This is a genomic window from Microbacterium sp. NPDC089190 (assembly GCF_040701795.1).
In the GTDB taxonomy this organism is placed as follows: Bacteria; Actinomycetota; Actinomycetes; order Actinomycetales; family Microbacteriaceae; genus Microbacterium; species Microbacterium galbum.
In genome coordinates this window covers 968,217-984,629 of sequence record NZ_JBFBHF010000001.1, presented here as the reverse complement: position 1 = coordinate 984,629, position 16,413 = coordinate 968,217, and the positions used below count along the sequence as shown (strand labels likewise).

At 72.5% G+C, this 16,413-nt stretch carries 12 protein-coding genes; 3 read left to right on the top strand and 9 right to left on the bottom strand.

Features of this window, described 5'->3' with window-relative positions:
• The first annotated feature begins 20 nt into the window (after nucleotides 1-20).
• On the top strand, nucleotides 21-2,159 hold the full coding sequence (locus AB0230_RS04815) for an alpha-galactosidase (protein WP_366374266.1): 2,139 nt from the start codon (nucleotides 21-23) through the stop codon (nucleotides 2,157-2,159).
• Nucleotides 2,160-2,186: 27 nt separating this feature from the next.
• Here the strand turns inward: AB0230_RS04815 and AB0230_RS04810 are convergent, their stop codons facing one another.
• The 4 genes from AB0230_RS04810 to AB0230_RS04795 form a co-directional block, all read right to left on the bottom strand.
• Nucleotides 2,187-3,227 (bottom strand): sodium:calcium antiporter, encoded by a 1,041-nt coding sequence (locus tag AB0230_RS04810; RefSeq protein ID WP_363387253.1) that lies wholly within the window; start codon nucleotides 3,225-3,227, stop codon nucleotides 2,187-2,189.
• A 157-nt stretch (nucleotides 3,228-3,384) separates the two neighbouring features.
• The gene (locus tag AB0230_RS04805) at nucleotides 3,385-4,200 is read right to left on the bottom strand and encodes a tryptophan-rich sensory protein (protein WP_366374264.1); all 816 of its coding nucleotides are present in this window, start codon (nucleotides 4,198-4,200) and stop codon (nucleotides 3,385-3,387) included.
• Nucleotides 4,201-4,430: 230 nt separating this feature from the next.
• The gene (locus AB0230_RS04800; RefSeq protein WP_315993694.1) at nucleotides 4,431-5,159 is read right to left on the bottom strand and encodes a GMP synthase; all 729 of its coding nucleotides are present in this window, start codon (nucleotides 5,157-5,159) and stop codon (nucleotides 4,431-4,433) included.
• Between the two features lie 208 nt (nucleotides 5,160-5,367).
• A complete protein-coding gene (locus tag AB0230_RS04795) occupies nucleotides 5,368-6,090 on the bottom strand; it encodes a LysR substrate-binding domain-containing protein (RefSeq protein ID WP_366374262.1) in 723 nt (240 codons plus the stop codon).
• Between the two features lie 34 nt (nucleotides 6,091-6,124).
• On the opposite strand from AB0230_RS04795, the gene AB0230_RS04790 reads away from it, so the two are divergent.
• On the top strand, nucleotides 6,125-6,514 hold the full coding sequence (locus tag AB0230_RS04790; protein ID WP_366374260.1) for a DUF1304 domain-containing protein: 390 nt from the start codon (nucleotides 6,125-6,127) through the stop codon (nucleotides 6,512-6,514).
• Between the two features lie 110 nt (nucleotides 6,515-6,624).
• Here AB0230_RS04790 and AB0230_RS04785 read toward each other — a convergent pair whose 3' ends face one another.
• The 5 genes from AB0230_RS04785 to AB0230_RS04765 form a co-directional block, all read right to left on the bottom strand.
• Complete coding sequence (locus tag AB0230_RS04785; RefSeq protein WP_076673580.1) at nucleotides 6,625-7,032, bottom strand: transferase; 408 nt, start codon at nucleotides 7,030-7,032, stop codon at nucleotides 6,625-6,627.
• Nucleotides 7,033-7,430: 398 nt separating this feature from the next.
• Nucleotides 7,431-8,207, bottom strand: coding sequence for a DNA-formamidopyrimidine glycosylase family protein (locus AB0230_RS04780; RefSeq protein ID WP_366374258.1), 777 nt, complete (start codon nucleotides 8,205-8,207; stop codon nucleotides 7,431-7,433).
• Nucleotides 8,200-12,891, bottom strand: a complete 4,692-nt coding sequence (locus tag AB0230_RS04775; RefSeq protein WP_366374256.1) for an ATP-dependent helicase — start codon at nucleotides 12,889-12,891, stop codon at nucleotides 8,200-8,202. Before AB0230_RS04775 ends, AB0230_RS04780 begins: the two co-directional genes overlap by 8 nt.
• Before the next feature lie 180 nt (nucleotides 12,892-13,071).
• Nucleotides 13,072-14,667 carry an ABC-F family ATP-binding cassette domain-containing protein gene (locus AB0230_RS04770; protein WP_366374255.1) on the bottom strand — a complete coding sequence of 532 codons (1,596 nt, stop codon included), beginning with the start codon at nucleotides 14,665-14,667 and terminating at the stop codon, nucleotides 13,072-13,074.
• A gap of 280 nt (nucleotides 14,668-14,947) precedes the next feature.
• Nucleotides 14,948-15,616 (bottom strand): alpha/beta fold hydrolase, encoded by a 669-nt coding sequence (locus AB0230_RS04765; RefSeq protein WP_366374253.1) that lies wholly within the window; start codon nucleotides 15,614-15,616, stop codon nucleotides 14,948-14,950.
• A gap of 162 nt (nucleotides 15,617-15,778) precedes the next feature.
• On the opposite strand from AB0230_RS04765, the gene AB0230_RS04760 reads away from it, so the two are divergent.
• Nucleotides 15,779-16,393, top strand: coding sequence for an NUDIX hydrolase family protein (locus tag AB0230_RS04760; RefSeq protein WP_315993683.1), 615 nt, complete (start codon nucleotides 15,779-15,781; stop codon nucleotides 16,391-16,393).
• Nucleotides 16,394-16,413 lie beyond the last annotated feature (20 nt).

The following is a 16,413-nucleotide window of genomic DNA, read 5'->3' as shown; positions in this document are numbered from 1 at the left end:
TCCGTGATAAAAATAATGCCATGTCGCATCCCGTCACCGCCGCCGAGACCGCCGTTCATCTCCGCAACGGCGGGACGAGCGTCGTCGTCGACCTCACCGCCCACCCGGCGCCCGCGATCATCCACTGGGGCGCCGACCTCGGCGAGCTCGGCGCGGAGGCCCTGTCGTCGCTGGTCGTCGCCGCGCAGCCGCAGCGCGTCTCGGGCGGCATCGACCAGACGCCCCGCCTCACGATCGTGCCGACCGCGGCGGCCGGGTGGCCCGGCGCCCCCGGGTTCGAGGGAGGGCGCGGCGGCGTGGTGCAGGGAACGGTCTTCTCCCTGGCATCCGTCGATCCGACCGTCGACGCCGTGACGCTGCATCTCGTCGACGCGCAGCGCTCCCTGCGCCTTCGCGCGGAGCTGCGGGTGGACGCCGCGGGAGTGTTCACGCAGCGGCTCACGCTGGTCAACGACGGCGCCGACGACCTCGTCGTGCAGGCGCTGCAGCCGACCTTCCCGGTGCCGTGGGAGGCGACCGAGATCCTCGACACGACCGGGCGTCATCTGCGCGAGCGCTCGGCGCAGCGTCACGCCTTCACCTTCGGCACGCACCTGCGCGAGAGTCGTCGGGGCCGACCGGGTGCGGACGCCACGCTGCTCCTGGCCGTCGGACGGCCGGGCTTCGGGTTCGAGAGCGGGCTCGTGCACGGCATCCACGTGGGGTGGAGCGGCGATCAGCGCGTGTTCGCCGAGCGGCTGCCGCTCGGCGAGGCGCTGCTCGCGGGAGGCGAACTGCTCGCGTGGGGCGAGATCGTCGTCGCCCCCGGCGCCGAGGTGTCGTCGCCGATCGTGTACGGCTCGTGGGGCGAGGGGCTCGATCAGCTCGCGTCGCGTTTCCACGCCACGTGGCGCGCGCGTCCGCAGCACCCGCGACGCCCGCGCCCGATCACCCTGAACACCTGGGAGGCGGTGTACTTCGACCATCGTCTGCCGAAGCTGCTCGAGCTCGCCGACGTCGCCGCCGAGATCGGCGTGGAGCGGTACGTGCTCGACGACGGGTGGTTCCGCCACCGCCGCGACGACACCGCGGGCCTGGGCGACTGGTTCGTCGACGAAGGCGTGTGGCCCGACGGTCTGAGCCCGCTGGCCGATCACGTGATCGACCGGGGCATGGAGTTCGGTCTGTGGTTCGAACCCGAGATGGTCAACCCCGACAGCGACGTCGCCCGCGCGCACCCCGAATGGATCCTGCGCGGGCGCGACGAGCTGCCGCCCTCCGCCCGCCAGCAGCAGGTGCTGAACCTCGCCCGCCCCGACGCCTACGCCTACCTGCTCGAGCGCATGACGGCGGTCCTGCGGGCCTACCCGATCGCGTACGTGAAGTGGGATCACAACCGCGACCTCGTGGATGCCGCGACCGGGCCCGGCGGAGGCTCGGCCGTGCACGCCCACACGCTCGCCGTGTACCGCCTCATCGACGAGCTCAAGGCCGCGTTCCCCGGACTCGAGATCGAGAGCTGCGCCTCGGGGGGAGCGCGGGTGGATCTCGGCATCCTGGACCGCACCGACCGCATCTGGACGAGCGACTGCCTCGACCCGGTCGAGCGGCTCGAGACGCAGCGGCACACCGCGCTCGTGGTTCCGCCCGAGATGATGGGCATGCACCTGACCACCCCGCACGTGCATTCGACGGGGCGCACCGTGTCGCTCGCGTTCAGCGGCGCCGTGGCCCTGTTCGGCCATTTCGGCATCGAATGGGATCTCACGGCCCTCTCCGGCGACGACCGGGCGCTCGTGGCCGAGTGGGTGGCGCTCGCCCGTCGGGTGCGGCCGCTCGTGGCGACCGGGCGCCTGGTGAACGTCGACACGACCGACCCCGGGCTCGACGTCCGAGGCGTGGTGTCTCCCGAGCGCGACCACGCCTTCTTCACGATCGCGCAGACCGAGACGCTCATCGCCTCCCCGGCGGGCCGCGTGCGCCTGCCCGGGCTCGACCCCGACCGCCCGTACCGGGTGCGGCTCGCCACCCCGGGTGGGCTCGTGCAGGAGCCGGCGCAGTCTCCGCTGCCCTGGGCCCACCACGACACCGTGCTCACCGGGCGGCAGCTGGCCGTCGCGGGCCTGCGGCCGCCCGTCCAGAACCCCCAGCAGGCGGTGGTCGTCGAGCTCTCCGCGTGATCGGGTCGCGATCGTGATGGCTGCGGCTCAGGCGGAGATCGCGAACAGCCCGCCGACGCCCACGGCGTAGAGCACGAGCACGACGAACGAGTCGACGCCCATTCCGATGATCCGTCGCTGCGGACGGAAGATCAGGCCGACGACGTACACGAGCGTCAGGAGAGCCGCGAGCGCGGTCAGGTAGATGTCGGCGCCGTTCGCGCGCGGGAGCACCGCCGATCCCGAGATCACCGTGGCCAGCAGGAACAGCACGGGAAGGAAGGCGTTGCCGCCGAAGATGTCGCTGATGGCGAGGTTGTCGTCGCCCTGACGGATGGCCTGCAGGCCGGTCGAGATCTCGGGCAGGGATGTCGCCAGGGCCAGCACCGTCGCACCGAACAGTACGCCCGACAGACCGATCTGGGAGGAGGCCGCGTCACCGGCGCGTTCCAGGACGACACCGGCGACGAGCGTGGCGAGCGCGGAGACCGAGAAGACCGTCGCGGCCTTCTTGGTGCTCATCTTCTTCTTCGCGGGCGCGGGCTTCGGGCTCGCGTCGGGGGCGCGGCCGTCCTCGTGCCACGGCAGGTGCTTTCCGGCCCGCTGCACGAGCACCAGCCCGATGATCCACAGCGCGGCGATGAGGACCACGTCGGGCGTCAGTCGCAGCACCTCCAGGCTGTCGGGCAACTGGCTGCCGGCGATGACGACCGCCAGGACCGCCACCACGACCAGCCCTTCCAACACCAGGGTGAGCGAGGCCGCACGGTAGGTGAGCGGCTTGACGCCGCGACCGCGTTTGCCGAAGGCGTCGAGGATGACGAGCACGACGGTCTGCAGGGCGATCCCGCCGAGGATGTTGCCGACGGCGACCTCGAGGTTGCCCGACATCGCGGCCGACACGGTGATGGCGATCTCGGGCAGGTTGGTCGCCACCGCGAGCACGATGAGCCCGCCCAGGGCGCTGCCCAGATGCAGCCGCGCGTCCAGAACGTCGGTCGCCTTCGAGAGCTGGATGCCGGCGACCCACACCACCGCGGCGGCGGCGACGAAGATGACGACGAGAAGGGCGAAGGGCAACGAGTCCACGCACCGATCAGACCACCGGTCGCCGTGGCATCCGATGCTCTTGCGCGGCGGATGCCGAGGGGTTAGGCGTCGTGGCTCCGTCGGGGCCCCGTTCGCCCAGGCCGTCGACGCGGCAGCGGATCGGGCGCCCCGCACGCCCTCGCGCGCTCGTGCCCGGTCAGTCGACGTTCGGGCGGATCAGGCGCAGTGTGCTCACGATCGCGGGGGGCACCAGCACGACGACGGCCACGATGATCGCGGTCACCCCGATCGGTGCGCTCTGGGGCTGTCCGCCGAAGCGCTCCACGGCCAGCCAGCTGAGGCCCCAGGCGAGGGCGAGCGCCGGAGCGACGCGCCACGAGCTGCGCCAGGCGATCGCGAGTCCGATGAGCGCCACGACGATCAGCACGGCGATGCCGATGGCATCCGCCCCCTCTTCCCACGACGGCGGGACGACGGTGGTGAGCCACGCGGCGGTGTTGGCCACGGTCGCGAGGGTCACCCACCCGAGGTGCAGGCCCGTGACGCCGTCGATGAGCACGGAGTCGACCACGCCGCTGCGCGGCTCGCGGGTGGCGACGGCGACGCGGAAGGTCCAGCCGAGAGCGGCGAGGAGCAGGACGATCACGACGACGGTGAGGAACAGCGTTCCGAAGCGGGCGGCGACCAGCCAGAGTCCGTTCAGCGTCATGGTGAGCGCGATGAGCCAGCCCAGGGCGCGCTGGCGCGGGTTCGTGCGCTGGCGGGGGAGAGCCTGCCAGATCGCGTAGACGATGAGACCGAGGTAGATGATCGACCAGATCGAGAAGGCGGGTCCCGCCGGCGCGAGGTACGACCCGTCGGTGTCGAGGGCGCCGCCCTGCTGGTCTTCGACGGCGGAATTGCCGAAGGCGCCCGCCCCGATGACGGCCGCGATGAGCATGAACGACACCGCGGAGAGGACGACGATCTGGCGCGCGAGGTCTGCGCCCCGCCACTGAGCTGTTGCGTTCATACCTAGAACACTAGAAAAGCTAGGTAAATCCGTGCCTCGGGCTTGACTTTCCCCACCCCGACGTCACGTCGCCGGCCGTCGTCCGTGCACAACGGCGGCATCCGCCGATGGCGCGCCGGCGTGCGGGCCGAGCCGCGCAGCGTGTCGCCGCGTCGGCCCGCCGTCGCGCGCTCCGCCGTTGCGCGGCCCGTCGCTGCGCGTCCCGTCGCTGCGCGGCGGAACGGCGCCGGCTAGGCGGCGACGGCGCGAGCGGCGAACGAGCGCAGAAGCCGGGTGGGCTGCTCGACCGACGCGGTGCGCACGTGCGCCGACACCTCGTCGAACGCGTCGGCGTCGAAGTACCCGGCATCCCGGTACACGACCATGCGCTCCACGAACGCCTCGGTCGTCGGTTCGGGGTGGAACTGCGTCGCCCACAGCGCGCGCCCCGCCCGGTAGGCCTGCACCGGACAGGCCGCGTTCTCGGCCAGCAGCGTCGCCCCCGGCGGCACGCTCGCGGTGCCCTCCTTGTGCGCGGTCAGGGCCTCGAAATGCGGTTCCAGGATGCCGAACAGCTCGTCGGCGCGGCCCGCGTCGGTGAGCGAGATGTCGGCGGGGCCCGTGCCCTCGGGATGGCCGAGGGTCACTTCGCCGCCGAGGAAGCGCGTGACGACGCCGATCCCGAAGCACGTGAACAGTGCGCTCGTCCGGCCCTCGATCGCGGCGGCGGCCAATCGCTCGAGATCACTCTCGAGGCGGCGCTGCACGTCGGTCTTGTCGGGGTCGGTGACGTTGAACGGGCTGCCTCCCACGACGACCGCGGCGAACCGGTCGAGGTCGGCCGGGAGCGGCTCGCGCACGAGGTCATGGTGCACGAGCTCGTCGTCGCGCACCCCCAGCCCGTCGCGGAACGACGCCCACTCCGCCACCGCCGCGACCCGCTGAGGGCGCGCGCAGACGTACAGGAGGGGGGCGGTCACTCAGGGATTCTATGCGGGCCGCGCCGACACGACGCAGGTCTGGACATGCGCCGAAATCATTCCCGGGGAAACGGACCCGCGCATTCCCGAGCGAGGGAACGACATTCGGGTCTCGCATCGCGCGGCACCCGCATCCACGCGCAGGAATCGGGGTTCCCGCACGCCGACGGGAACGGACGGATGCGGTGCGCCGTGCACCCGGCGTCCCTCAGCGGGAGGAACGAGCGGTGCGACCGCGCACGATCCCGACGAAGGTCTCGACGTCGTCGGTGGTGTTCTCGCGCAGCCACGCCAGGGCGACCGTGGAGCGCGGGCCATCGGCGAGGACGCGGTAGTCGACGTCGCGGCGCTGATGAGCGCGGGCGAGCGACATCGGAACGATCACGACGCCGACGCCCGCGGCCACCGTCGCGATGGCCTCAGCGGTGTCGGCCGGGGGCGCGAACGCCGGGGCCACGGCATCCGGGACCTCGGTGTGCAGCACGTCGTCGGCGGGGACGATCACGATCTCGCCGGCCAGGTCGGCGAGGGTGAGCTCATCGGCTGCGAGGAGGTGCGATTCGGTGGCCGTCACCACCACGGGGAGTTCTTCGTACAGCTCGATGACGTGGACGTCGTCGGATGCCGCGAGGGGAAGCCGCACCAGCGCGGCGTCGACGTCGCCGAGCGCCTCCCGCTGCGCGGCGACGGGGATCTCGCGGAGCTCCAGCGACACATGCGGCAGGCGCTCGCGCCAGACGCCGATCCATTTGCCGGGCGTCGCCCCCGGGACGGCGCCGAGGCGGAATTCGCGCGGCGCGGGGGGAGGCGTCGGCTCGGCGCGGCGCGGGGTCTTCGGCGCGGGGCGCGGCCGTCCCTTCGACGCCGCACGAGCGGGCCCCCCTCGTCGCGATGCGCCGCCGCGACCGCGGGAGCCCGAACCGTTCACCATGGTCCCAGGCTAGCCGCGCCGCTAACGTGGGGGGATGACCGGCGTCCTGGCACTCGTCTTCGCGGGGCTTGCGGCCCTGCTGCACGTCTACATCTTCGTGCTCGAGAGCCTGCGGTGGACGCGGCCCCGGACGTGGAAGGTGTTCGGCATCGCCGATCAGCGCGCCGCCGAGATCACGAAGCCGATGGCCTACAACCAGGGGTTCTACAATCTGTTCCTCGCGATCGGCGCCGCCGTGGGCGTGGTGCTGTGGATCGTGAACGGCACGGGCGACGTCGCGGGGCGGACGCTGTTGATCTTCTCGCTCGGCTCGATGCTCGCAGCCGCACTCGTGCTCGTCACCTCGGGGCGGAAGTATCTCCGCCCCGCCGCCATCCAGGGGACGCTCCCGCTCCTGGGACTCGTGTTGACGATCCTCGCCTGACCGGCCGGCGACCACGCGCCCCCGGCGGCGCGCCGGCATCCCGCCCGGGGAAAACGAAGACCCGCACGCTCCGTGGAGTCGTGCGGGTCGATGAATGCCCCTCGGCGGGGTCAGGCCGCGAGGCGCAGGCCCCGGCGATCGGTCGCGACGGCTTCGCCGTCGTTGATGATCTCGTCGTCACCGATGAGCGACCCCACCGCGATGCGCGCGTTGTGGCCGACCTGGGTGCGGACGCCGATGTGCGCTCCGGCGCCGATGACCGCTCCCGCACAGATGTGCGCGTGCGGTTCGATGCGGGCCTCCGGACCGATGACGGCGTCGGATTCGATCCAGGCGCCGCGACCCACTCGAACACCGGCCGCGATCTGAACGCCGGGTTCGACGTAAGCGCCGTTCTCCACGAGCGCCGACGGGTGGACCTTCGCGCCGTGCGCGACGAGTCCTCGACCATTGACGTGCTTGCGATAACGCAGCGTCTCGCCGTGGTCGTTCTCGATGTCGATGTAGTTCTTTCCCACGATCCCCTCCGGTCGGCCTTCGGGTATGCCGACATGTCTGACAACGGGTGGGGAATGCTCTTCATTCCCTCGAATGGTTCTTCGTCGCCCCTCCCGCTATCGGTTTCCTCGATATCGAGAGATCGTCTGCGGGCCGTCGTCCGGCGTTGTGTTGTCCCCTTGTTCTCGCATGTCGAACCGACAGCTGCGGCCGGGTTGACAGCGGCCTGCGGGAGCGTCGGTTTTCGAGCGGATGCCGTGACGCGGGCGCATGCTGTGGACCCGCGCGGTGCGAGGCGGATCCGCGGGCAGCCGGGCGCGCGACACGGGCGGGAGATCCGGACTGGCGTGGTGCGAGGCGGGCCCGCGGCGCGTCGCCGCGCGTGAGGCGGACTCCCGTGGTGCGGGGCGGGCCGCGGTCAGCCGGGTTGGCAGGTGGGGCACCAGAACACGTTGCGCTCGCTGGTGTCCGTCGCCCCCAGGGTCGTGGCGCGGATCGGGGTCCCGCAGCGCCGGCAGGGCGCGCCCTCTCGCCCGTAGACCCAGAAGCGGCGACCGGGCCTGCTGTCGCCGGTGAACGTGCGCTCCGGGCGCGGCAGATTCGCTCGGATCATGCGCTCGCCGAGGGCGATCGTGGCGCGGGCGTCGATCTGCGTCGCGGGGGTCGTGGGGGCGATTCCCCGCACGAAGAGGAGCTCGTTGGCGTAGACGTTGCCGAAGCCCGCCACGTTGCGCTGATCGAGCAGGGCGACATGGGCGGCCCTGTCGTCGACCGCGACCCGTCGCACCGCCTCCGCCTCGTCCCAGTCGTCCGCGAGCAGGTCGGGGCCCAGGTGCCCGATCACGGTGTGCTCGTCGGCGGTGCGCAGCACCTCGACCATGGCGAGGTCGAAGCCGACGGCATCCACGCCCTCGACCCCGACGATCGCGCGGGCCTTGAACGCGGGGCGTCGCCATCGCTCGCCGGGACGGTAGAGGTCCCAGCGGCCCTCCATCTTGAGGTGCGAGTGCAGGGTGTACCCGCCGATGCGGTGGAGCAGATGCTTGCCGCGGGCGGCGACCTCGTGAACGGTCTCGCCGCGCAGGTCGGCGGTGGCGCTGCCGGGCACGCGGATGTCGAAGCGCGTGACGACCTTGCCCGCCAGAGCGGCGTTGAGCTTCGCGGCGGCGCGGTAGACGGTATCGCCCTCAGGCACGGGCGGCCTCTCGCAGGGTGTCGCCCGCGGTGAGCTTGCGCAGCGTCAGGCCCTTCGGCGACTCCACGAACCCCGCCTCGCGGAGGGCGCGCCCGACGGCCGTGCCGTAGACGAACTCGCCGTTCACCTGTTCCACCGTCAGCGTGTCGAGCCGCCTCTTCCGCGCCGTCTCCGCGAGATGGCGGGCAGCGGCCTGCAGCGACGCCTCGTCATCGGTGAAGGCCAGGGCGCTGCGCCCCCCGCGCTCGAGGTACAGCGTCAGCTCGCCGTCGACGAGCACGACCAGCCCTCCGGCCTTGCGTCCGGGCCGGTGCGTGACCCCTTCGATCGCGGGCCAGCCGAGCGCGGCGCCGTAGGGGTTGGCGGGGTCGGTCGCCGCGAGCGTGACGGTCCGCAGCGGTGGGGGATCGGCGACCGCGGCGAACTCGCGCAGGCGGTCGACGGTCGCGGATGCCGCGAATTGCGCGGCGCCCAGCTTTTCGATGACGTAGCCGCGTCGGCAGTGCCCGGCCTCCTCGAACCCGGCGAGGATGCGGTAGACCTGTGCGAACCCGCCCGGCACCCCCTCCGACTGGACGGCGCCGCGGGTGACGACGCCGTATCGGTCGAGAAGGAGGCTCGCGGTCGCGGTCGCGCGCGCCGCGGCATCCGGTTCGCGCTCGGGCAGGAGCGACCAGCGTCCGCCGAGCGAGGGCGGACGCGGAGCCGAGGTCGCGCGGGGCATGGCCGCGCCGCGGTACATCCGGGCTCGCGGAGCCCGCCGTGCGACGCGGTGCGACTGCCCTCCGCCACTGAGCAGGGTGCGCACGGGAGCGAAGGTGTCGTTCGTCACGCGCCCCGCCCAGGTGAGCGCCCACAGGGCGTCGTTGACGGACTGCTCGTTCTCGGCGCCGGCCAGCTGCTTCAGCTGCGCCGCGAAGTACGCTCCGCCCCCGGTGAGCGCCGCGAGCAGCCGCGCCTCGAGCGAGTCGGGGGCGGGGTCGTCGGCGTCATCCGGATCTTGCAGGGTGAAGGGCGCAGCCTCCGCTGGATGCAGGGCGATCCACCCGTCGCGGCCCGGCAGGGTGCCGTGGCCCGACCAGACGACCTCTCCCGTGGCGGTCAGCTCGTCGAGCAGGGCGGGGGTGTAGTCGGCGACGCGCGAGGGGAGCACGAGCGACTCCCACGCGCTCGCGGGGATGGGAACCCCCGCCAGCTGCTCGACGACGGCCAAGACGCCGTCGATGCCCTCGAGCGGTCGACCGAGGTGCTGCCACACGGGCAGGAACCGCGCATAGGCGGCGGGCGGCACGGGCTCGACGCTGCCCCGGATCGCGGCGAGGGAGCGCATGCGCAGCCGCCGCAGCACCTCGACGTCGCACCACTCGGTGTCGTCGCCGCGCGACCCGCCGCCGGTCCCTGAGCCCGTCGAAGGGTCCGGGAGGAAGAACCCGCTCGACAGGCGCCCCTGCGATTCGAGGCGCTGCAGAGTGAGACGCGCGACCGCGACCCCCACTCCGAGGCGCTCGGCCACGGCATCCGTCGTGAACGGGGCGTGCGTGCGGGCGTAGCGGGCCACGAGGTCGCCGAGCGGATCGGCGAGCGGTTCGAGGAAGGCGTTCGGGATGCCGACGGGCAGCGCCGCGCCCAGTGCGTCGCGCAGACGGCCGGCGTCTTCGATGCCCGCCACGCGCGCGACACCGGCGATCGTCACGCGGATGGCGCGACGATCGTCGACGAGCGTCGCGAGGTGCTGTTCCGCCTCGGCGACGGCGTCCCCCTCACTGTCGAGACGGGCCGCCACCTCGGCCGCCTCGAGGGGGCCCAGGATACGCAGCAGGTCGGCGACCCCCTCCACTCCCCGAGCGCGACGGTCGGGGTCGAGGCGTTGCGCTTCGCGCTCGAACTGCGCGATCACCTCGGGGTCGAGCAGCTCGCGCATCTCGACCTTGCCCAGCAGCTCGCTCAGCAGGGCCGGATCGACCGAGAGTGCGGCGGCTCGACGCTCGGCCAGGGGGGAGTCGCCCTCGTACATGAAGGCGCCCACGTAGCCGAACAGCAGATCGCGGGCGTACGGCGAGGGCTGCGAGGTCGTGATCTCGACGAGGCGGATCCTCCGCTCGCCGATCTGCCGGGTGAGGCGCAACAGGGCGGGCAGGTCGTAGACGTCTTGGAGGACTTCGCGCAGCGTCTCGAGGATGATCGGGAAGCTGGGATGCCGCTTCGCCACCTCGAGCAGCTGAGCAGAGCGCTGCCGCTGCTGCCAGAGGGGGGAGCGGCGATTGGGGTTGAGTCGGGGGAGCAGCAGGGCACGAGCGGCGCATTCGCGGAACCGCGAGGCGAACAGCGCCGAGCCGCCGACCTCGTCGGTCACGATCTGCTCGAGCTCGTCGGGCTCGAAGACGAAGAGGTCGGCGCCGGGCGGTTCGGCCGCGGCATCCGGAACGCGCGCGATGATGCCGTCGTCGCTCGCCACGGCGGCGCCCTCGACGCCGAGCCGTTCGCGGATACGCGCGTTGACGGCCAGGGCCCAGGGCGAGTGCACCTGCATGCCGTACGGGGAATGGAGGATGATGCGCCAGTCGCCGACCTCGTCGCGGCTGCGCTCGACCGTGAGCGTCTTGTCGGTGGGAAGGCTCCCCGTGGCCTCGCGCTGCTCGGCCAGGTAGGCGAGGAGGTTGGTGATGGCGTTGTCGTCGAGTCCGGATTCGCGCAGCCGCTCCTCGGCCTTGGCGCGGTCGACTCCGGCGATGTCTCGGGAGAACTTCCCCAGCGCCTCGCCGAGTTCGGCGGGGCGCCCGATGCCGTCGCCGTGCCAGAACGGGAGCTTTCCGGGTTGTCCGAACGCCGGGACGACGTTCACGCGGTCGTGGGTGATCTCCACGATGCGCCAACTGGTCGTGCCGAGGGTGAACACGTCGTTGACCCGCGACTCGTAGACCATCTCTTCGTCGAGCTCGCCCACGCGGGCGTTCTGCGATTCTCCGGCGACGAAGACGCCGAACAGGCCACGGTCGGGGATGGTGCCGCCGCTGGTCACGGCGACGCGCTGGGCGCCCGGGCGCCCCGTCAGCGTTCCGGCATCGCGGTCCCACACCAACCGGGGACGCAGCTCGGCGAACTCGTCGGAGGGGTAGCGGCCGGCGAGCAGGTCGAGCGTCGCCTCGTAGGCCGACCGGGGGAGGGACCGGAACGGTGCGCTGCGCTTGACCGTGTCGAACCATTCCTCGACGTCGATCGATCCCAGGGCCGAGGCGGCGACGGTCTGCTGCGCGAGGATGTCGAGCGGGTTCTGGGGCACGGAGATGGCCTCGATGCGCCCGCCCAGCATGCGTTCCGTGACCACGGCCGTGTGCAGCACGTCGCTGCGGTGCTTCGGGAAGAGGGCGGCGCGGCTCACCTCGCCGACCTGGTGGCCCGCGCGCCCGACGCGCTGGAGCCCGGATGCCGCGCTCGGCGGCGACTCGACCTGGATGACGAGGTCGACCGAGCCCATGTCGATCCCGAGCTCGAGACTGCTCGTGGCCACCACGCAGCGCAATGCGCCCGACTTGAGCTCGTCTTCGACCTGGGCCCGCTGTTCCTTCGAGACCGAACCGTGGTGGGCCTTCGCGAGGATCGCGGACACCCCGGCGGACGAACCCGCCTGCGCCATCTGGACCGCCGGCACGGTCGGCTCGGGCACGTCGATGCCCTGGCGCTCGGCGTAGATCTCGTTCAGTCGTCCGGTCAGCCTCTCGGCGAGCCGACGGGAGTTCGCGAACACGATGGTCGATCGCCGCTCCAGGATGCGATCGACGATGGCCTCCTCGACGTGGGGCCAGACCGACCCCGCCATCTCGGTGCTCTCGGGGCGCTCGGAGAACCACTCGCCCTCGCCGGCGTCGTCGGGCGCAGGGGATCCCGGCGGCGGAGGCGGGTTCAGCATGTCGTCGACGGGCACGACGACCGAGAGGTCGAAGGCCTTCGTGGCCTTCGGCGCCACGATGTCGACGGGCTGCGCTCCGCCGAGGAACCGCGCCACCTCGTCGATCGGCCGCACCGTGGCCGACAGACCGATGCGCTGGGCGGGCGCATCGAGGAGGGCGTCGAGACGCTCGAGGCTCACCGCGAGATGCGCACCGCGCTTGGTGGCGGCGACCGCGTGCACCTCGTCGATGATGACCGTGTGCACGCCGCGCAGGGTCTCGGCCGCCTGGCTCGTGAGCATCAGGTAGAGCGACTCGGGGGTGGTGATGAGGATGTCGGGCGGATCGGTGACGAGCTTCCGGCGGTCGCTCGAGCTGGTGTCGCCCGATCGCACGCCCACGCTCACGGCCGGGACGTCGATGCCGAGCCGTCGTGCCGACTGGCCGATGCCGACCAGGGGAGAGCGGAGGTTGCGCTCCACGTCGACGCCCAGCGCCTTCAGGGGAGAGATGTACAGGACGCGGGTGTTCGTCGCCGGGGTCTTGGCGGCGGTCTTCCTGCCCCGGCGCGCGGGCGCGGCATCCGCAGCCTCGGGGGCCTTCTCGCGGAAGATCCGGTCGATCGCGAAAAGGAAGGCCGAGAGGGTCTTGCCCGAACCGGTCGGGGCGACGACGAGCGCATTGCGACCGGACGACACGGATTCCCACGCGCCCTTCTGCGCGTTGGTGGGCGCGGAGAAGGCGCCCCGGAACCAGTCCTGCGTCGCAGGACCGAATTTCTCGAGCACGTCGGCCATGCCGACATCCTCTCCCGGACCTCCGACATCGGCTCGGGCTTGACGTTCGCTGGTCGCGGAACAGCGGCATCTCGTCACACCGAGCCGTGAGAGCGGACGAGGAGCGAGACCGTCCGGGATCGGGCGCGGGGGCGGGAGATCTCGGAACAGGCGCGCGGCCTCGGTGCCCATCCGCCCGCCTCATGGCGCGTTCTCGGACAGGCGCCCGTCGTCCACCCGCAGCCGGAGGTCGAGGCCGAGGCGCGCGAGGAACGCGTCGTCGTGGCTGACCACGAGGACGGCGCCCCGGTAGGCCTGGAGCGCCGCCACGAGCTGATCGACCGTGTCGAGGTCGAGATTGTTGGTCGGCTCATCGAGCACGAGCAGCTGCGGCGGGGGATCCGCGAGGAGCAGCCGCGCGAGCGCGACGCGGAAGCGCTCGCCGCCGGACAGCGACCCCACGGGTCGACCGACGGCATCCCCGCGCACGAGGAACCGTGCCAGTCGATCGCGCACGAGCGCCACCGGAACGCGCGGCGCCGCCGCGCACACGGTGTCGAGGACGGATGCCGCGTCGTCCAGGCCGTCGAGACGCTGCGGCAGATAGCCGATGTGCTCGACGCTCGCTCGCGCCCGGATCGGCCCCGCGGGGTCCACGTCGCTCACGAGGCTCTCCAGCAGCGTCGTCTTGCCGATGCCGTTGCGACCCACCAGGGCGACGCGCTCGCGACCCGTGACGATCCACTCGCGTTCGCCGTCGCCGAGGGACAGGATCCGTCTCCCGGCCGCGTTGCCCGGATCGGGCAGCTCGATGCGCACCACGTCGTCGTCGCGCACCCGGGCCGACGCCTCGCTCAGCGCCGCGCGCGCGGCATCCTCCTTGCCCGTCATCTCCGTGCTCAGCCGCCCGGCGCTCACCTGCGCCGCGTTCGCCCGTCCTCCCGCGATGATCTTGGGGACGCGCTTCTCGACCTGCGCCTTGTGCGCGACGCGCGATCGGGTGGCGAGCTTGTCGTACGACTCGATGCGCTGGCGACGCTCGCGGCGCAGGGACTGGGCCGCGTCGCGCTCGGCGCGCACGGCGGCCTCCTGTTCCGCGTCGCGCTGCGCACGCCACGCGCTGTAGGGGCCGCCGACGACGCTCAGGGTGCGGCCGTAGAGCTCGGCCGTGGCATCCATGCGCTCGAGCAGGCCGACGTCGTGACTGACGACGATCAGCGTGCCGGGCCAGCTCTCGACGAGCTCGCTCACGCGCGCCCGGGCGTCGCGGTCGAGGTCGTTGGTCGGTTCGTCGAGGAGCGTGATGTCGGCCGCGCGGGCGCGGAGCCCGACGAGCGCGGTGAGCATCGTCTCCCCTCCCGAGAGCTCCCCGACCGTGCGGTCCAGGGCATCGGATGCCAGACCTGCCTCGGCGAGCAGGGTGTGGGCGCGGGCCTCGACATTCCAGTCGTCGCCGACCGCGTCGAAGTGGTGCGGTGCCACGTCGCCCGACTCGATGGCGCGAAGGGCGGTGAGCGCCGTCTCGACGCCGAGGAGTGCCGAGACGGGCCGGTGCGGATCCGCCGCCGGACGCTGCGGGAGCATGACGACGTCACCGGATGCCGAGACCGTGCCGGACGTGGGGGTGAGGTGCCCCGCGGCCACGCGCAGGAGCGTGGACTTGCCGGCTCCGTTTCGGCCGACGAGACCGGTGCGCCCCCGGCCGAGGGCGCCGGAGACCTCGTCGAGGGCGACGGTTCCGTCGGGCCACACGAGGCGGACGCGGTCGAGAACGAGAGAAGGGGAGAGAGCTGACATGACGGGACTCCGGGGACGCGGGATGCGCGGACACCGGACCCGTCCGCGTCAGCGGAGGGCGGCCGAGAAAACGGCGGGTCGACGGGTCAGCGCGCGGACAGGGGCGCGGAAGCGTCGACGTTCTTCACCGGAGGAGACCTCGTTCTCGGGGACAGGAATATCCACCGTAACCGCAGACCGGTCGTGGGGGAACCCCCGGCCGCATCGGGGGAGGGCGCCACGACATCCGTGAGCGTGGGCACGGCCGCCGGTGCGCGCGAGGTCGCACCGGCGTCACGGCTCACCCGGTGCTCGACGGCGACGCGAGCGCGAGTCGCGCGTCGAGGAACGCCCGTACGTCGTCGAGCTCGTCCTGCGAGATCGAGTGGGTGAGACCCGGGTAGACACGGCCGCTGAGCTCGCTGTGGACGGGGAGCCACTGCGCCGTCGCGTCGACGAGGGCCGCGGGGATGACGTCGTCCGCCGCTCCGCGTCCCCAGAACACCGGGGGTCGACGCGCGGCGAGGACGGCGTCTCCCGGGAGCTCCCCGCCCGCGGCGTACCCCGCGAGGACGACCGCGAAGGAGACGGCGTCGGGATCGGCGCGCAGCGTCTGCAGGGCCACCGCGCCGCCCTGCGAGAACCCGAGAAGGCCCACGGGCGCCTCGCCCACGGCATCCCGGACCCAGGCGAGCACCGCGCGCGCGGCCAGGGTGACGGCGTCGGGGTCGCGACCGTCGAGGCCCTCGATCGGGTACCACGACGCGCCCGGCATGGGCCACGGCGGCGCGAGGGGCGCCCGCACGCTCGCGACCACGAACCGTTCGGGCAGGTACGGCGCGAGACCGAACAGGTCGTGCTCGTCGGAGCCGTAGCCGTGGAGCAGGAGGAGCACCGGCCGGTCGCCGCGCTCGCTCGGGGGGACGGACCACCGCACGACGGACGGGTCGAGGGAGGGATGCGCACTCATGCCGCCATTGTGGCAAAGGCCTCCGACACGGCGGCATGCGCGAGGGGTGGCGCGGGCGAGGACCCGGGAGCCGTCGCGCGCGGACCGCACCGGAGGATCGCCCGGCGACCGCGCCGGCATCGGAAACGCGGCATCCGGAGCAGACGTTGATATACAGGGAGCATGCCCGTGCGCACCCCCGACCCCGAACCCGGCGACAACGGCGACGAGCGCGAACCGCTCTCCGCCTCGTTCTCAGGCGCGCAGGGAGGTCCCCACCCCAATCCGGGCTGGCTGAGCGAGGTCGAGCTCGCGGAGGCGCGTCGACGCCTGCCGATGCTCTACGTCGAGGCGCTCCCGGTGCGCACCGACGGCATGGGCGCGGTGACGCAGGTCGGCATCCTGCTGCGGGCGACGCCGCTCGGCGAGATGACCCGCACGTTGGTGTCGGGCCGCGTGCGCTACGGCGAGACGGTGCGCGACGCGCTCTTCCGCCACCTCGAGAACGACCTCGGACCGATGGCGTTCCCCCTGCTGCCTCCGCAGCCCACCCCGTTCACGGTGGCGGAGTACTTCCCGCTCCCGGGCGTGAGCGCCTTCCACGACGACCGGCAGCACGCCGTGTCCCTCGCGTACGTCGTGCCCGTCACCGGCACGTGCGAACCGCGCCAGGACGCGCTCGAGGTCACGTGGCTGTCGCCGCAGGAGGCGGCATCCGACGCGCTCTCCGACGAGATGGAGGGCGGTCGCGGCACGCTCATCCGGCTCGCGCTGGCCTCGGTGGGCGCCCTGCGCTGACCTTTCCTCCCCAGCGGCGG

What these genes read in the sequence shown, in the direction of transcription:
- AB0230_RS04760 (WP_315993683.1), top strand. Translation starts at nt 15,779, where the DNA reads ATGCCCGTGCGCACCCCCGACCCCGAACCCGGCGACAACGGCGACGAG.
- AB0230_RS04815 (WP_366374266.1), top strand. Translation starts at nt 21, where the DNA reads ATGTCGCATCCCGTCACCGCCGCCGAGACCGCCGTTCATCTCCGCAAC.
- AB0230_RS04765 (WP_366374253.1), bottom strand. Translation starts at nt 15,616, where the DNA reads ATGAGTGCGCATCCCTCCCTCGACCCGTCCGTCGTGCGGTGGTCCGTC.
- AB0230_RS04805 (WP_366374264.1), bottom strand. Translation starts at nt 4,200, where the DNA reads ATGAACGCAACAGCTCAGTGGCGGGGCGCAGACCTCGCGCGCCAGATC.
- AB0230_RS04790 (WP_366374260.1), top strand. Translation starts at nt 6,125, where the DNA reads ATGACCGGCGTCCTGGCACTCGTCTTCGCGGGGCTTGCGGCCCTGCTG.
- AB0230_RS04775 (WP_366374256.1), bottom strand. Translation starts at nt 12,891, where the DNA reads ATGGCCGACGTGCTCGAGAAATTCGGTCCTGCGACGCAGGACTGGTTC.
- AB0230_RS04795 (WP_366374262.1), bottom strand. Translation starts at nt 6,090, where the DNA reads ATGGTGAACGGTTCGGGCTCCCGCGGTCGCGGCGGCGCATCGCGACGA.
- AB0230_RS04770 (WP_366374255.1), bottom strand. Translation starts at nt 14,667, where the DNA reads ATGTCAGCTCTCTCCCCTTCTCTCGTTCTCGACCGCGTCCGCCTCGTG.